Source organism: Aquirufa sp. Wall-65K1, from assembly GCF_054558475.1.
Window position 1 is genome coordinate 316,276 of the sequence record NZ_JBPXKD010000002.1, and the last position, 14,422, is coordinate 330,697.

Sequence of the window (14,422 nt, forward strand, 5' to 3'; positions counted from 1 at the left end):
TTATGCAGGTGAAATTGCTTGGTAATGTTCCGCAATTTCTTGAAGTGTTAAACTTATTTCCTCGTAAGAATGAGAAGTTACCAATCGACTTCTAAACGGTTTAAAATGGTCCATGCCCCGGAAATAATTGGCATAATGGCGACGCATTTCTACGATACCTCCGTGATTTCCTTTCCATTTGATGGAGAAATCAAGGTGGCTTTGGCATACGCTAATTCGCTCTTCTAAGGTAGGAGGAGCGAGGTGTTCACCGGTTTTAATAAAATGTTTGATTTCATTAAAAATCCAAGGATAACCAATGGTAGCTCGACCAATCATTACCCCATCAACGCCATATCTGTTTTTATATTCCAATGCTTTTTCTGGAGTGTCAATATCTCCATTTCCGAAAATGGGAATTTTTATGCGAGGATTATTTTTGACTTTGGCAATTAATTCCCAATTGGCTTCTCCCTTGTACATTTGAACACGAGTGCGCCCATGAATGCTCAAGGCCTGAATTCCAATGTCTTGAAGTCTTTCAGCTACTTCCTCAATGTTTTTGGTTGATTCATCCCAGCCTAATCGGGTTTTTACAGTAACGGGCAAATGGGTGGAATTTACTACCGCTTTGGTCATAGCGACCATTTTGGGGATATCTTGTAAAAGTGCTGCTCCTGCGCCTTTGCAAGCAACTTGCTTTACAGGACAACCATAATTGATGTCAATTAAATCAGGGCCTGCTTGGGTAGCTATTTCTGTGCAAGAGGCCATGGTTTCAATGGAAGAACCAAAAAGCTGAATACCAATAGGCCGCTCATACTCAAAGATGTCTAGCTTTTGTACGCTTTTTGCAGCATCTCGAATAAGGCCTTCGGAAGAAATAAATTCCGTATACATCAAGTCCGCCCCATTTTCCTTACATACGGCTCGAAACGGTGGGTCTGAAACGTCCTCCATGGGTGCTAAAAGTAGCGGGAAAGAGCTTAATTCGATGTTGCCTATTTTTACCATTCTCATTAAAAATTCAGTAAATTTACGACCATTATGGAAGAAAACTATATTTCTGGGCCAGCACGTTGGTTGGGTCTATTTTCAAAGTTACTTAGCCTATTGGGATTTTTTCTGCTTGGAAGCTTTTTGGGGCAGTTTTTGGGCTTAGTAGCGGTAGTTTTAATTATGGAATTTCCTACTACCAATGTGGTAGAATTTCAAAAGCTGGTATTGAATTTTATGGCTAGTCCCGAGAAATACGATGGTGCATTTAAGGGAATAATGGCCTTACAATGGTTTGTTTCCTTATTTACATTTGTAGGAGGCTCTTGGGCTTATTTGAGATTTATAGAAAAAAAGTCATTATATGAATTAAGTCCACTCGAGGCACCTTCTTGGCGAATATTTTCATGGTCGATTATTGCATTAATTGTTTCTATTCCCATGATGGAGTACATCATTGAATGGAATCAATCGATTATACTTCCGGCAGGTTATGAGGAATTAGAAACATGGATGCGGTCCTCAGAGGATAATATGGCTCGTTTGACCAAGTTTTTATTACATTTTGAGACACCCATGGATTTTTTGACAGCACTTGCTGTCATAGCTGGTATGGCTGCTATTGGAGAGGAATTGTTTTTTCGTGGTGTTTTACAAAATCTCTTGGAGCGATATCTAGTCAATGTTCATGTGGCCGTGTGGCTTTCAGCGGCTATTTTCAGTTTCATCCATTTCCAATTTTATGGATTCCTTCCTAGGATGCTTTTAGGAGCTTTTTTTGGCTATCTGTACATTTGGTTTAGGAATATTTGGTTGCCTATTCTTGCGCATTTTTTCAATAATGCTTGGACATTAACTTTATCATACCTGCATCAAGAAAAGTTGATTGATTTAGATCCTGAACAAGTAGGGGACGTGATTCCTTGGTGGTCTGCGGCCATTTCATTGATGTTTCTTATTTATTATATTCGTTTAATGTATCAACAAAGAGAGGAAATATGATCAAGGATTGGGTTTTGTTGGGTTCTTCTCAAAATGGCATTGATTTAGAGTTGTTGAAGTCGATGCTTGCTGATAGCTATGAAATTCCAGCCGTGGTAATTAACAAGAAAATAAGCCCTTACAATTTAGGGGTATTTGAATTATACGTACACCAAGATCATGTCGATCAGGCTAAATTAGCCATCGCTGAAACCAAGATTTAACATCAACCTATGGGCTTGTCCAATTTGAGTAATTTATGGCAAAGGATTATTGCGGCGGTGATTGCCGTTCCATTTTTGCTATTTTGTATCAATTTTAATGACTATACTTTTTTAGGATTATTCCTGTTGATAGGTGTTTTGGCTCAATTGGAATTTTATAAATTAGTGGGAAGTTTAGAAGGGAATTTACCTTTGACTTTTTATGGAACCTTTTGTGGGGTTATTCTCCATTTACTGACATTTTTTATCGAAAAAGGGATGATAGGCTACCATAATTATTACATTCTATCGCCATTGTTAACCATTATCTTTTTTATCAAGTTGTATAAATCAAATGATGGAAAACCTTTTCAGAATATTGCTTTTACCTTTTTGGGAATAATTTATGTGGCATTGCCCTTTGCCTTATTGACCGTATTGGCTTTTATGAGATCGGGTGCTTATGATGCGAACATTATTATGGGTTGTTTGTTTTTATTATGGGCGAGTGATTCTGGGGCTTATTTTGCTGGAACTTATTTTGGTAAAACTAAATTGTTTGAAAGGGTTTCTCCCAAAAAGTCTTGGGAAGGTTTGGTAGGAGGATTATTGAGTGCTATGTTGGCAGCATATTTTATTTCCATATATTTTACCAATTACCAAGTATGGGAATGGTTTGCCATTGGAGGCATTATTGTAGTAGCAGGGACTTATGGTGATTTAGTAGAATCTTTATTTAAGCGAAGCATTAATATCAAGGATTCTGCAAATACAATTCCTGGGCATGGTGGTTTTTTAGACCGATTTGATGGTTTATTATTATCCATACCATTTATTATTACTTTTTTGAAATTATTTTAAGCTTCATTCGTTTAGGAATGGATCAATTAAAACATAAAAATATTATTTGCAGCTCAATGAAAATTTGCAAACAAGTCATATTGGGACTTTTCTTTTTAGTTGCAGGCCTCAGTCAAGATCTTATGGCTCAAGGCCAAGATAAGACGGTATTATTTCTAGGAAGGGTAGTTACAGCAACCAAAGCTGAAGACTTACCTTTAGCCTATGTATATAATCCAAAGGCAGGTAGAGGGGCTTTGAGTGATAATTTTGGTATGGTGGAAATGTATGTTTTTCCCGGAGATAGTTTGGTGTTTACTTATGTAGGTTATCAAAAAAAATATTACATCATTCCTAAAAATACGGACCAAGTCCATAGAGCAATTATCTCCTTGTCAGAGGAATCAAAGATACTATCTGAAGTAAAAGTTTTTCCGCATAGTTCTGAGGAGGAATTTAAGCAAGCGTTTCTTAATATGCGTTTAAGGGATGAGAAACAAAGGGGTATTTTGGCCAATAATTTGGAACAATCCAAACTCAATGTTTTTGCCTTACAAGCTGGTATGGGAGCTTCCTCAAATTTCAGGAATTTCTCAGATCAAATGGTTGCTGCACAGGCTAACAGAACATTTTATGCAAGTCCTATTTTATCCTTAACAAATCCTTTTGCTTGGATTAATTTCATTCAATCCATCAAAAATGGGGATTTAAAGAAAAAGGAATGGAAAAAAGCCTACGAGTTTTTGCCCAAAGAAAATATTTCAAGACAACAGTTTTTACGCGACTCGAACGCCAAATAGTATTTCACCATCTCAGTTGAACGCCTAGATAGAAAATTCTTTTCTGGTAAAATTCTTGAAAGGAAAATTGGTAATCTTGGTTGTAATTCATGGCTCTAACATTGTCCTTGTTGACTATATTACCGACAGACAAATAAATGATCCATGAAGATTTATCGGTTTTTTGAATGATTTTACTAATCATGGCATCCATCCTCCAATAGGGAGATAAAGTCTTGTTGGCCACGTTTTCAAATTGTGGAATATGGATATTCAAGTCAGGGTCATATGTAGAAGCTACTAGAGATTTATAATAATTTCCCGAGCGGATGATTTGGCTGATACTTACATCAAACCAAGGCCATTTCCATTGTGATTGGGTACGCAAAAAATAGGGAATTTGGAAGGGGGATTTTTGAATAATAGATCCTGTTTGAATTTCACTCCAATGGCTGCCAATGCCAATTTCATGTTTTGATTTCGCCCTTAAAAGACTGTAGTTTAACTCTGTTCCCCATGCTTTTCCTTCATTTAAGACGGATTTTTCTGTTTTATAAAAAGCATTAAAACTCCATTTGGATAATTCTTTTTCATGAATAATATCCCATGATAATTGCTGGGTATTGACCCAGATGTAACCTTTTTCGGTATGGAATAGACTGGCTATTTGCTTGCTCCATGCTAGGTTGGTATAGGTTTTAGAATCGTGAATATACCATCTTGTGTGAAGCTGATGCGAAAAAAGCGATAAATTTTCAGGACTAGAATGAGTGAGTTTAAGGCCAGCGCCTATCCTAAATGAATTCGATATTGAATAGTTACTGCTGATAAAAAGTTCATGTTGTGATAGTTTAGATTTATTGGAATAGGGTATAAAACGTGATTGTGGTCGATAATCAAAGTTATAAAAGGGAATTTTTATTTGGTAATTGGTTTTGGCTTGTAGCCATTGATAACCCATTTTTATAGTCCAACTTTCTTTTGGAAATAATTGAAAATCGATGCCACTGAAAATGTGAATCGATTTAGGTCGGTATACATAATTCCCTGTGCTATCCTGTTGTTCAGACTCATGTAGTCCAAATTTGAAAGTCCATTGAGCACGTTCAAGCAGTTTCGACAGATTGATCGTTTGAACATGTCTAGTTTTTTGATATGTAAATAAACCCTCATAGGAGGGATGCCGAAATAGACTTGCATATTTTTCCGTCATAAATAAATTAAAGAGCTTAATTCTCCAAAGGTTTTTTGTTTGAAAATGGGCATTTATTCCCCAATCACTTTCATTAAAATAGGGCAAATCAAGAAAAGACTTTGGGTTAAGGTGTTTTAATAAAGTACCAAACTGATGATGCCCAAAAACACTTATTCCATTGTTCCCTTTAACCCAAGGAGTCCAATAAAGACCTGCTTGTCCAAGGCTAAGATCTAGTTCGACTTTTGGCTTATTGAATGATTCAATGGTTTGAATTTGAACGACACCGGTGCTCGCATTCATCAGGTCAATTGGAGGGTTACTTGGGAAAATAAGTAAATCTTTAAGCGTATTGATGGGAATAAGGCTAAAAGTTCCTATGCTCGACATTTGGGTGAACTTGACTGGTTCAGGTATGGGAATATCATTGATATAAATTTGGCTTAATTGGGGATTACTGCCACGAAAACTGATGGTGGCAGATTCTCCATAAGGACTAGCAGCAGTGGAGGATTGTACAGCCAATAGGGGATCTGCTTTTGAGGAAGCATTTAATACCAAATCTAAGAAATTTAATTTTTGATTTACAAAATCTTCCGACATAGGAACACTTGCTTTTACTTTAATTTCTGAAAGCGCATTAGGCTTATCTAAGGCAAGTTGAATGTTTTTAAATAGATAATCCGTGATGGGGATTATTCGTTTTTTGTAACCTAGAAGGGATACAATTAATGTATCTGGAAGTCCTTTGTTTAATGGCTTGAATTCAAATGAGCCTGTGGAATCGCTGATTGAGCTGAGTTTATTTTGGATTAAATATATGCTTACATTTTCCAAATAGATTTGGTGGTAGTGGTCAATTATTCTTCCCTTAATTCCAGATTGTGCATTGGTCAGGATTGAAAAAGCTAAAAAACAAAGGAGGAAACTTATTCTTTTCATGGTAGAATACTAATGAAATAGGGAAGGATTATCCAAAGAGCAAGTAGGCAGTAATAGGCTGTAATAAAGCAATAGCTCATTAAGATATAGGCTAGGTAGATATAGTCTTTGGTAAGTAATACTTTAGCTTCCCTTTGAAAGATGGTCGATTTGAATTTTTGAAATGAGCGACTAGCTTCATGAAATAGTGCTGGTTCTTTTAGCCAGTCTGATACTAAAAAATATCCATCTGTTCCGGGGATAAAAGGAATACTATTAAATAGAACACGGAAAGCAATAAAGCCTTGTATGAATTGCCAATGAGATAGCCAGACTTTGTCAAGATTCAAGTTCAAAATAAAATTTATGCCCAAGAATAAGGAAAGGTCTAGTAGGATACCTGCCAATATCACGATTCTTTTATGGGTATTATTTTCCCAGAAATGAAGCGAGTTGGTAGTAATATGAATAAATGGAATGAACCCTAGTACCCAGGAAAATCCTAAATCTGCTACCATTCCACCATATCTCAAGTAGGTGGTATAATGGGCTAGTTCATGTAAAAAGCTTGTAACTAATAAGCCGACAATTAAAAAAGGTAGTAGCATCGAACTTTCACCCCATAATTCGAACGATAGCCATTGCTGAAGAAATTGTGCATTGTTAACTATTGGGTAAATACCCATGGTGAATAGAATTATATTCAGGGAAATAAAGGCATATTGAAAGATAGAATTCTTTGCTAAAACCTCGATCCAAGTATTCTCCAATGGAATTTTGGCAATTTTATAAAATCGTAGATTCCCACTACCAATGAATTCAATGGGTATAGATAGTAGAGAAAATAGTTTAATAACCCCCATTTTCCAAGTTGAAATACCTTGCTTAATCTTCTGATGCTTTTGGTTCAAGTATGCTTCATAGGATTCCTCTGGAATCAGTAATTCGATTTCTAGGGAATACTCTATTAATTGATGTAGGATGTTATTATCTGCCTCATAACTTTGCCTCAAGTAAGCCAATGTTTTATGTTGATCTCGATGCTTGACCAAATGGGATAGTATTTCCCATTCTAATTGACTGATTTGAATAAGACAATCCTTCCAAGAATGCTTAAAAAACAGATCTTCAGAACTTTCCTTCTGATAAATCAGCTTAAAGTCAGGATTAAGTAGGTAGCTCATGTTATTTTCCTAAGGCTAGAGCTAAGAGTGTAATTTGACTTGGATTTTGATAGCCGATTAACTGAGCTAAGGCTTCATCATTGAATCCCCCGATAGCACAACTTCCCAGGTCTAAAGATGCGCTTGCTAAATACATGGCTTGCACTATTTCTCCTGCCTCTAGGATAGCCCAGCGAATGCCTCTGTCTAGGTATTTGAAACAAGATCTCTCTAATTCTGCCCCTAAAACTAAAAATGCACTGGCATGGCTATAATCTATATCATTTTTTTGTTGAGCAAATAGGGTCTTATTTAATGCTTGATTTAGCGATTCTTGATGGTCATAAGCATGCAATAATTTAAGTTTATTGGTAAACAAGTCGTATATAAAGACACCTAAAGGAAGCTCGGTAATATGTTGGTTTATGAGGTACACATCGATAGGGTATAAGCCTCCCCCGGATGGTATATTTCTACGTGGAGGCATTAATAATGATGCGTCAAACCGTTGGGTTATGGTATAGCTCAGCTGAAGAAAATGGGAAAGGTCTTGCAAAGATATTTTGTTGATTTGGTCGTAATTTCTTTGGCTATTTCTTAGGCGATTTAATTGATTCAAGGCTTGCGCCAAAGGAGGTATTTCATCCATTTTCAATAAATCATATTCTTCACAAAATCCCAACTCAATGCTATGCTGACTGATATGGCTCATGAAATAGTCACTGGACATAACCGCATTAAGTCGCTCACTATATTCCTTAGCTTGAAAGCTATAAAGTTTACTTTGTTCCAAAAAATCATAGGAAACATCAGTAATACACGGTTCAAATAATAGGTTTCTGACCTTTGCCATGGTGTTAAAGTTTATACTGAAGAAATAAGGTATTATTCGGAAACTTGGTTTTGGCCTCTTGCAAATAGTGTAATGCTTTAGCCTTTTGATTTTCTTCCTTTAGATATCGAATGAGGAATAAATAGGATTCCGTGATTCCCCATTGTGGTTCCTTCGCGTTTTCAGGTGAGCTTAAAGGGAGTGAAATGGCTTTGCTCAGATTTAATTCTACGATTTTTCTACCTCCATACATTTTTGGGGTATAAAAATCATAAATCGCTAATGCATAATAAGCACGAGGATTTTTGGGATTTAATTCGATGGCTCTTTCGGCTAATTTACCCACCTTTCCGGCTTTAATAGGCAATAAAAAGACATTGGTAAAATTGAGTTTCAAGCCATCTATAAGCGACTGCAAAGCCAGGGTTTCAGAGTTAGATTTGGGTATTTTGCTTAAGTATTTGCTGGCTTCTTCTAGGCATAACTGTGCTTTTTTCTCTTCGGCAGGTATCGATAATTTATAATTGAAATAATCCATATAATGTGCATAGGCATTCCAATACCAATAGTAATAGTCGTTGCTGGGATGGTTATTCATAGAGGATATGATTTTTTGTAAACTATCTTTAGGTGTCTTCCAAGTTATTTTTTGAATATCTTGAATGAAGGATTCTAAATTGCCTTGTGACCAGCAAATGCTTGGTAATAGGAAGGTGACGAGTAAAAAAATGAATCTTGTTTTCATGATTTATGGGAAAGGATGTGGATAGGTAGTAAATAGGTTTTCACCTACTTGTGGATGTAAATTTTTCAAAAAGGGCTGAGTGTGTACTCCGGTGAGTAAATTCCACCCAGGGACAATCACTCGGACTACTTCAAAACCTTGGGATTGTACATCTTCTGTGCTTAAGGGTACGACCAAAATATGACTTAAGCCAAGCTGGTTTACTTCTTCCCAAGCACGAATTTTTTTCTTTGTTTTTTCATTTTTTGGAAAGAAGGTATCCAACAAGGAGGCGGCTTGAAGTATGGGAGATTTTACTCTCCAATGAGGAAAGAGATTATAAAATGCAAAATGCTTGTCAAAACTATTGATGGAAACAAATCCTTCCTGATCTAGTATCCAGTCAGTAGGTTTTTGACTTAATCCAATGGCATATTCAATTCCTTGGTAAGCTTCCAAGCATGCTTTGATGATGGAATCTTCCCGATTAAATCGAGCAGCACAGCCCATGGATTGGAGTATTTGTCCTTTGTACGGGAAAAATAAAACAACCACGTGCGTTTCAATCGGACTAATTGGAGATAAATCAAATAGTTGGATTTGAACTCTCGTATTATCAAATAAATGCTGGATGTTTGGGTTTGGGTAGGCCTTTAATACTGAGCTTTGATTCATTCGTCTAATGCGATGTATCCAATAATCTTGTCGGTACCAAAATTCAGCAAATGCATTTCTTTCAGCGCATTCCAAAAAGCCTCCTATCATGGATTTTTGTAAGTTTTCTCCTGCTGATATTCCTGTGGAAGTTTGAAGAACATAGGACTTTTTTTGATCCCAATCCGTATTATGGGGTAAATGAACAGCGAAGGCTGGTACCAAAATGGACTGTTGGTTCAATATATTTTTACCTTCAATCCAACTAATTTTAGCCTCTTTATTCCAAGGGTGATATGGTAAATCTTCTCCATATTGTTCTGGAAGAAAGGGAATGTAGGATTCAACAGGTAAAATTGATTTGTGCTGACTTTTTAATTCATCTTCCGTGGCAAATACCAAGTCCTTGAAATCTTGATGAGAGGCAGCATATCTTTCTACCCATTCACCTATGGCTGAATTATGAGCCTCAATTTGATTAAAACCAATTCCTGAACCTTGGATCTTGTCAGTATTCGAAGCCAATAAATTGAGATGCGAGGCTTCAACATAGCTTTGAAACAAGCCAGTAGGTAAGCACCTTCTTGTTGGAATTTGGTATTGATTTCCATGGATTAAATCACCTTTAACCCAATTTATTGTTGGATTCTTCATCTTAATTATTGAAAGTCATGGATTGATTCTTCTTGCAGCAAATGGTGCAATGAGGCACTTTTAGGATTTTGCTTTTTTGTATTTCTAATGACTGTCCATTTACATAATAGCTTTGACCCAGCAGAGGAGAATTGGACAAGTTGGAGTAGAAAAATTTTTGAATTTCACGACCCAGGAAATTCACGAAGGCAGCATAATATAATTTATGTTTAAGGGATGGCTTGAAAATATATTCGTGGTTTTGCGCTTTTTGTAGGGACGAAAAAGCTTTGGGATTTTTTAACATCACTTGCTTTCTATCGGCAAAACAATTCAAGCATGGGCTTAACAGATCGGAGGAAATAATAGGACCAATCGTGAAGGACGAACGATCAATTTCTGAATACAGCAGTGGGATTTTTGTTTCATAACTAAGTTGGGCTAATTGCTGGATTTTTTTGCGTTGATTTAAAAGTGAACCTACAAAAAGGATTAAATCGGCATTCTTGAGGGAGTCCTCCTGGATGTATTCTATTTGATTTTCATTTACTTGATTTAGGGAATCAATGAGGTAGGCGGATTGATTAGTTGGGAAGGAATCAATTAATACATGAATTTTAATTTTTTGAATTTGGGCTGATTGTTGGATTAGTTGTTTATCCAACATCCAATCTATTAATTCTTGAAATGAGGCATTATCGTTTTCAAATTGATCTTGGTGGATTTCGAAAATACTTTTTAGCGAATGCTCCTGACTAATTTCTTTAAGAATCTCTTTGATAAGGGAGGATGATTCTCCATTGATTTCTATTAAATTTTGGTCACCATCTAAGATGAATAGAGAATCTGGACCACAAAATATGGCTTGGTGGGGTATCGTAGTTTTCATGTGTGGAAAGGTATTTTATAAAAATGGGTGGAGATAAAAATCTCCACCCATATCAATAATTAGGCAGTTGCTTCTGCAGGTGCATCATTGTTTGATTTGCAACAAGTACAAGTACAGGTACAAGTTGATCCAGCAAGGGCAACTTCGTTTGATCCTCCGAAAGAGGCATCTCTGTTTTCTAAAACAGTTAAAGTCAATTTTAACTTTTTCATTGTGTTTAGGGTTAGGTTGATTGAATTATTTCGAAGGCAATTTCAAAAAAATGCCTTAATTACCCAATGCTTGTCAAGGCATGATGAGCACAATATCAGTTTATAGATAATTTGAAAGGTTAGAATCTGTTTGAGGAGCCCCTAAGGAGGCATATTTGGAAAAGTCGAAGCCGAGTAGATTTCAAAAACTTGGTAAAAATTTAGTCTTGAAAACCAGCAAAAGCTAGCATTCGGCCGGTAATACCTTGCTCTTTTCGATGCGAAAAAAAGTGTTCGTTATGTTCAACCGTACACCAAGGAGATACTTCTATGTGGGAAATCCCTAGACCCTCTAATTGATTTACCTGATGTTTTTTTAAATCTACATGCCATTTTAGGCCAGGTTTTTGTTTACAATCATCAGGAAATTGGGCAGCCACTTCATCCCCAACCTCAAAATGAGTTAAACTAATGCATGGTCCAATATAGGCCAAAATATCTTCAGGTTTGCTTTGGTATTTATCTAATAAAACATGGGCCGTTTTTGTAACTATGCCTAATACGGACCCTTTCCATCCTGCATGGATAGCAGCAGTAATTTTTTGAATGGGGTCGACTATTAATATGGGACAGCAATCCGCTATTCCAACAGCTGAAAATATTTGTTTTTTAGTGCTGATGATGGCATCATATCCACTCAGATAATCTGGACTTTGGCATTCCCAAATTTGATCTTGATGAGTTTGATAAGATCTAGCAAAGTCTTGGGGATTGATACCCAATGATTGACATAGAAGCTTTAAATTTTCCTGAATGATGTGAGGGGAGTCGTCAGTATGTACCCCTAGGTTTAGGGAATGATAGGGAGCTTGACTTTTTCCTCCGTGGCGGGTACTTACACCCGCCACTAAATGAGGAATATGTTTGAAAATTTCCGGTTTAAGATATAAATCGGAATGTTTAATCATCGTAAGATAATCCGTATTGCTTTAATACGTCATCAGGAACACCCTTCCATTCGTTTGGTGTGTTGCCTTTATAGGCTAAATCGTCCAATCCGATTCTAGACGTATAGAATCCTGTGGCTGTTAAATTTCTCATCAAAGAAAAGAAACTAACACCTTGAGAAAACTGCGGCTTAATTTTTTCAGGATAGGCGATGTCCTCGACAATCTCAATACGTTGCTTAGGGGTAATTTCAGTGAATACTTTACTGAAACGACGTTTAGATTCACCATCTAACCATCTTAATCCACCTCGCATAGGTGTTTTAAATTCTGGCTTATCCTTAACAATAAACTCGATAAACTTAGTCACTCCTGCTTGAGAAGCGCTTCCTGATTTACCGTCTGCCGGGATAATAATATCTGATAATATGGTGATCGTCGCTAATTCATGCGCATTTAGGAACTTCTCAGCCATTAATTTGGCATCACGTTCCGCTTCATCTAAGGTTCTACCATTGGGTACTTTAATCGGAGCGACTTTTTTAGGATCGGGTGCCCCTTCTAAAGCCTCCATGGCTTTTACTTGAGGATTCAATGCAGCTAAGCCCAATGAACTTAAGCCGATATTTTTTAAATAATCTCTTCTTTTCATTACAAATTGGCTTTTTTACGTTGATCAATAATATATTCGGAAGTACGCATCGATAAAGCTAAGATGGTCCAAGTGGCATTTTTATCCCCTTGAGACACAAATGGTGCAGCATCAGCTAAGAACAAGTTCTTCACATCATGCGCTTGACAGTTAGAGTTTACCACGGATGTACTAGGATTGTTACCCATACGAGCAGTTCCTACTTCGTGGATGATACGTCCTGGATCAGCTAAACCGTAATTGGAATCAGCACCAGGTTTCTTACCCATCGGCTTTCCACCCATCGCATCGATAATTTGTTCAAATGTATCTTGCATGTGCTTAGCTTGCTTGATTTCGTAATCGCTCCACTTATAGTTGAAACGTAGTACTGGTATACCATATTTGTCCACTACGTTTGGATCAATTTCACAGTAGTTGTCTTCTCTTGGTACAGGTTCTCCACGACCAGCAAAGCTGACATAAGAACCATAGAAGCGACGGTAATCTTCCTTCAAGGTCGCTCCATATCCACCGGCTGCTTTTTTCAAACCATCACGGGTGAAGTTTTCACGTCCATTTAATCCTTCAATACCCCAACCAAAACCATAGCTAGGCATACCCATACCACCACCGTATTCAATATGGTATCCACGAGGGAAATCTAATTTACTGTTATCACCCCACCAAGGAGAGTAGATGTGAGATCCACCCACACCATCTTCATTGTATGTTTTACGATCAAATAAAGCCGGTATAATGGCCGAGCGAGAAGCTCCTGTTGAGTCGTTGATGTATTTACCTACCACTCCACTGGAGTTAGCGATGCCATTCGGGAAGCGAGAGCTTTTTGAGTTTAATAATAAACGTGCCGTTTCTCCTGCAGAGGCCGCTAATACAACAATTTTACCTTTTACTGAGTATTCTTGCAAGGTTCCTGTGTGTACATAAGAAACGCCAGTGGCTAATCCTGAAATTGGATCTGTCATGACTTCTCTGGCCATGGCATAAGGCAATAAGGTTAAATTACCTGTTGCTGCAGCGGGTTTAACTAATACCGAAGATGAAGAGAAGTCGGCATAGGCCTGGCAAGCTCTCGAGCATTGTGCACAATAGAAACATTGTCCACGCTCATTATTTATGGGCTTTGTTAAAATAGATAAACGAGAAGGAATGGTTGGAATACCAATGGCCTTATTCGCCTTTTTAATCATTAATTCGTGCAAACGCGCCTTAGGAGGAGGCAAGAAAATACCATCTGGATTATTTCTCATTCCTTCATTGGTTCCAAAAACACCAATTAAACGGTCTACTTTATCGTAATATGGCTTCATGTCATCGTAGCCAATAGGCCAGTCATCACCTAAACCATCAATACTTTTTCTTTTAAAATCATCTGGACCAAAACGCAAAGAGATACGTCCCCAGTGGTTGGTTCTACCTCCCACCATACGGGATCTAAACCAATCAAATTTGGTTCCCTCTTTACGCGTATAGGGTTCACCATCAATATCCCAGCCACCATAGGCTGCATCAAAATCACCAAATGGGCGAGTGGTGTTTGCACCACGGCGCGGCGATTCATAAGGCCATTTTAATTGGGTAATATTTTTGGGATCAGCTGGGTCATAAGGTTGACCTGCTTCTAATAAACAGACTTTCGCTCCTGCTTTGGTTAACATATGGGCAGCCATACCACCACCAGCACCTGAGCCAACAATCACCACATCAAAAACCTCTTGTTGAGATTTGATGTATATGGAAGAATTAATCATAGTTATGGGTTTCGAAATTATTTGGCAAAATAGGGAAATAATTTTTCAATTTCTAATTTTCTTATCCTGAAAAATAGCTTACCTAAGAA

At 37.3% G+C, this 14,422-nt stretch carries 15 protein-coding genes; 4 read left to right on the forward strand and 11 right to left on the reverse strand.

Annotation, left to right across the window (positions count from 1 at the left end; genetic code table 11):
* The gene (gene dusB, locus ACST15_RS04640; protein ID WP_459453493.1) at window positions 1–993 is read right to left on the reverse strand and encodes a tRNA dihydrouridine synthase DusB; all 993 of its coding nucleotides are present in this window, start codon (window positions 991–993) and stop codon (window positions 1–3) included.
* 33 nt (window positions 994–1,026) lie between these two features.
* Between dusB and ACST15_RS04645 the strand changes: the two genes are divergently transcribed.
* Genes ACST15_RS04645 through ACST15_RS04660 form a run of 4 tightly spaced genes read left to right on the forward strand, consistent with a single transcriptional unit; the run spans window position 1,027 to window position 3,799 of the window.
* On the forward strand, window positions 1,027–1,977 hold the full coding sequence (locus ACST15_RS04645) for a CPBP family intramembrane glutamic endopeptidase (protein ID WP_459453494.1): 951 nt from the start codon (window positions 1,027–1,029) through the stop codon (window positions 1,975–1,977).
* Complete coding sequence (locus tag ACST15_RS04650; protein WP_459453495.1) at window positions 1,974–2,180, forward strand: putative signal transducing protein; 207 nt, start codon at window positions 1,974–1,976, stop codon at window positions 2,178–2,180. Before ACST15_RS04645 ends, ACST15_RS04650 begins: the two co-directional genes overlap by 4 nt.
* 9 nt (window positions 2,181–2,189) lie before the next feature.
* Window positions 2,190–3,020, forward strand: a complete 831-nt coding sequence (locus ACST15_RS04655) for a phosphatidate cytidylyltransferase (RefSeq protein WP_459453496.1) — start codon at window positions 2,190–2,192, stop codon at window positions 3,018–3,020.
* Between the two features lie 56 nt (window positions 3,021–3,076).
* A complete protein-coding gene (locus tag ACST15_RS04660) occupies window positions 3,077–3,799 on the forward strand; it encodes a peptidase associated/transthyretin-like domain-containing protein (protein WP_459453497.1) in 723 nt (240 codons plus the stop codon).
* 4 nt (window positions 3,800–3,803) lie between these two features.
* On the opposite strand, the gene ACST15_RS04665 is transcribed toward ACST15_RS04660, so the two are convergent.
* The 10 genes from ACST15_RS04665 to ACST15_RS04710 all read right to left on the reverse strand — a co-directional run bounded on the left by ACST15_RS04665 (window position 3,804) and on the right by ACST15_RS04710 (window position 14,333).
* Window positions 3,804–5,915 carry a carboxypeptidase-like regulatory domain-containing protein gene (locus ACST15_RS04665; protein ID WP_459453498.1) on the reverse strand — a complete coding sequence of 704 codons (2,112 nt, stop codon included), beginning with the start codon at window positions 5,913–5,915 and terminating at the stop codon, window positions 3,804–3,806.
* The gene (locus tag ACST15_RS04670; protein WP_459453500.1) at window positions 5,912–7,078 is read right to left on the reverse strand and encodes a zinc metalloprotease; all 1,167 of its coding nucleotides are present in this window, start codon (window positions 7,076–7,078) and stop codon (window positions 5,912–5,914) included. The genes ACST15_RS04665 and ACST15_RS04670 overlap by 4 nt, the downstream gene beginning before the upstream one ends.
* Window position 7,079: 1 nt before the next feature.
* Window positions 7,080–7,910, reverse strand: a complete 831-nt coding sequence (locus ACST15_RS04675; RefSeq protein WP_459453501.1) for a SagB family peptide dehydrogenase — start codon at window positions 7,908–7,910, stop codon at window positions 7,080–7,082.
* A 4-nt stretch (window positions 7,911–7,914) separates the two neighbouring features.
* On the reverse strand, window positions 7,915–8,634 hold the full coding sequence (locus ACST15_RS04680; protein ID WP_459453502.1) for a tetratricopeptide repeat protein: 720 nt from the start codon (window positions 8,632–8,634) through the stop codon (window positions 7,915–7,917).
* A gap of 3 nt (window positions 8,635–8,637) precedes the next feature.
* The gene (locus ACST15_RS04685; RefSeq protein ID WP_459453503.1) at window positions 8,638–9,921 is read right to left on the reverse strand and encodes a YcaO-like family protein; all 1,284 of its coding nucleotides are present in this window, start codon (window positions 9,919–9,921) and stop codon (window positions 8,638–8,640) included.
* A gap of 1 nt (window position 9,922) precedes the next feature.
* Window positions 9,923–10,789 (reverse strand): TOMM precursor leader peptide-binding protein, encoded by an 867-nt coding sequence (locus ACST15_RS04690; protein ID WP_459453504.1) that lies wholly within the window; start codon window positions 10,787–10,789, stop codon window positions 9,923–9,925.
* A gap of 59 nt (window positions 10,790–10,848) precedes the next feature.
* Window positions 10,849–11,001 (reverse strand): hypothetical protein, encoded by a 153-nt coding sequence (locus ACST15_RS04695; RefSeq protein WP_161566853.1) that lies wholly within the window; start codon window positions 10,999–11,001, stop codon window positions 10,849–10,851.
* Between the two features lie 200 nt (window positions 11,002–11,201).
* Window positions 11,202–11,948: a peptidoglycan editing factor PgeF gene (gene pgeF, locus ACST15_RS04700; RefSeq protein ID WP_459453505.1), complete on the reverse strand. Its 747-nt coding sequence runs from the start codon at window positions 11,946–11,948 to the stop codon at window positions 11,202–11,204.
* Window positions 11,941–12,579 (reverse strand): gluconate 2-dehydrogenase subunit 3 family protein, encoded by a 639-nt coding sequence (locus ACST15_RS04705; RefSeq protein WP_459453506.1) that lies wholly within the window; start codon window positions 12,577–12,579, stop codon window positions 11,941–11,943. The genes pgeF and ACST15_RS04705 overlap by 8 nt, the downstream gene beginning before the upstream one ends.
* Entirely contained in the window at window positions 12,579–14,333 is a 1,755-nt protein-coding gene (locus ACST15_RS04710; protein ID WP_459453507.1) for a GMC family oxidoreductase, read from the reverse strand. Before ACST15_RS04710 ends, ACST15_RS04705 begins: the two co-directional genes overlap by 1 nt.
* Window positions 14,334–14,422 lie beyond the last annotated feature (89 nt).

What these genes read in the sequence shown, in the direction of transcription:
- ACST15_RS04665 (WP_459453498.1), bottom strand. Translation starts at nt 5,915, where the DNA reads ATGAAAAGAATAAGTTTCCTCCTTTGTTTTTTAGCTTTTTCAATCCTG.
- ACST15_RS04710 (WP_459453507.1), bottom strand. Translation starts at nt 14,333, where the DNA reads ATGATTAATTCTTCCATATACATCAAATCTCAACAAGAGGTTTTTGAT.
- ACST15_RS04685 (WP_459453503.1), bottom strand. Translation starts at nt 9,921, where the DNA reads ATGAAGAATCCAACAATAAATTGGGTTAAAGGTGATTTAATCCATGGA.
- dusB (WP_459453493.1), bottom strand. Translation starts at nt 993, where the DNA reads ATGGTAAAAATAGGCAACATCGAATTAAGCTCTTTCCCGCTACTTTTA.
- ACST15_RS04670 (WP_459453500.1), bottom strand. Translation starts at nt 7,078, where the DNA reads ATGAGCTACCTACTTAATCCTGACTTTAAGCTGATTTATCAGAAGGAA.
- ACST15_RS04650 (WP_459453495.1), top strand. Translation starts at nt 1,974, where the DNA reads ATGATCAAGGATTGGGTTTTGTTGGGTTCTTCTCAAAATGGCATTGAT.
- pgeF (WP_459453505.1), bottom strand. Translation starts at nt 11,948, where the DNA reads ATGATTAAACATTCCGATTTATATCTTAAACCGGAAATTTTCAAACAT.
- ACST15_RS04655 (WP_459453496.1), top strand. Translation starts at nt 2,190, where the DNA reads ATGGGCTTGTCCAATTTGAGTAATTTATGGCAAAGGATTATTGCGGCG.
- ACST15_RS04680 (WP_459453502.1), bottom strand. Translation starts at nt 8,634, where the DNA reads ATGAAAACAAGATTCATTTTTTTACTCGTCACCTTCCTATTACCAAGC.
- ACST15_RS04690 (WP_459453504.1), bottom strand. Translation starts at nt 10,789, where the DNA reads ATGAAAACTACGATACCCCACCAAGCCATATTTTGTGGTCCAGATTCT.
- ACST15_RS04705 (WP_459453506.1), bottom strand. Translation starts at nt 12,579, where the DNA reads ATGAAAAGAAGAGATTATTTAAAAAATATCGGCTTAAGTTCATTGGGC.
- ACST15_RS04695 (WP_161566853.1), bottom strand. Translation starts at nt 11,001, where the DNA reads ATGAAAAAGTTAAAATTGACTTTAACTGTTTTAGAAAACAGAGATGCC.
- ACST15_RS04660 (WP_459453497.1), top strand. Translation starts at nt 3,077, where the DNA reads ATGAAAATTTGCAAACAAGTCATATTGGGACTTTTCTTTTTAGTTGCA.
- ACST15_RS04675 (WP_459453501.1), bottom strand. Translation starts at nt 7,910, where the DNA reads ATGGCAAAGGTCAGAAACCTATTATTTGAACCGTGTATTACTGATGTT.
- ACST15_RS04645 (WP_459453494.1), top strand. Translation starts at nt 1,027, where the DNA reads ATGGAAGAAAACTATATTTCTGGGCCAGCACGTTGGTTGGGTCTATTT.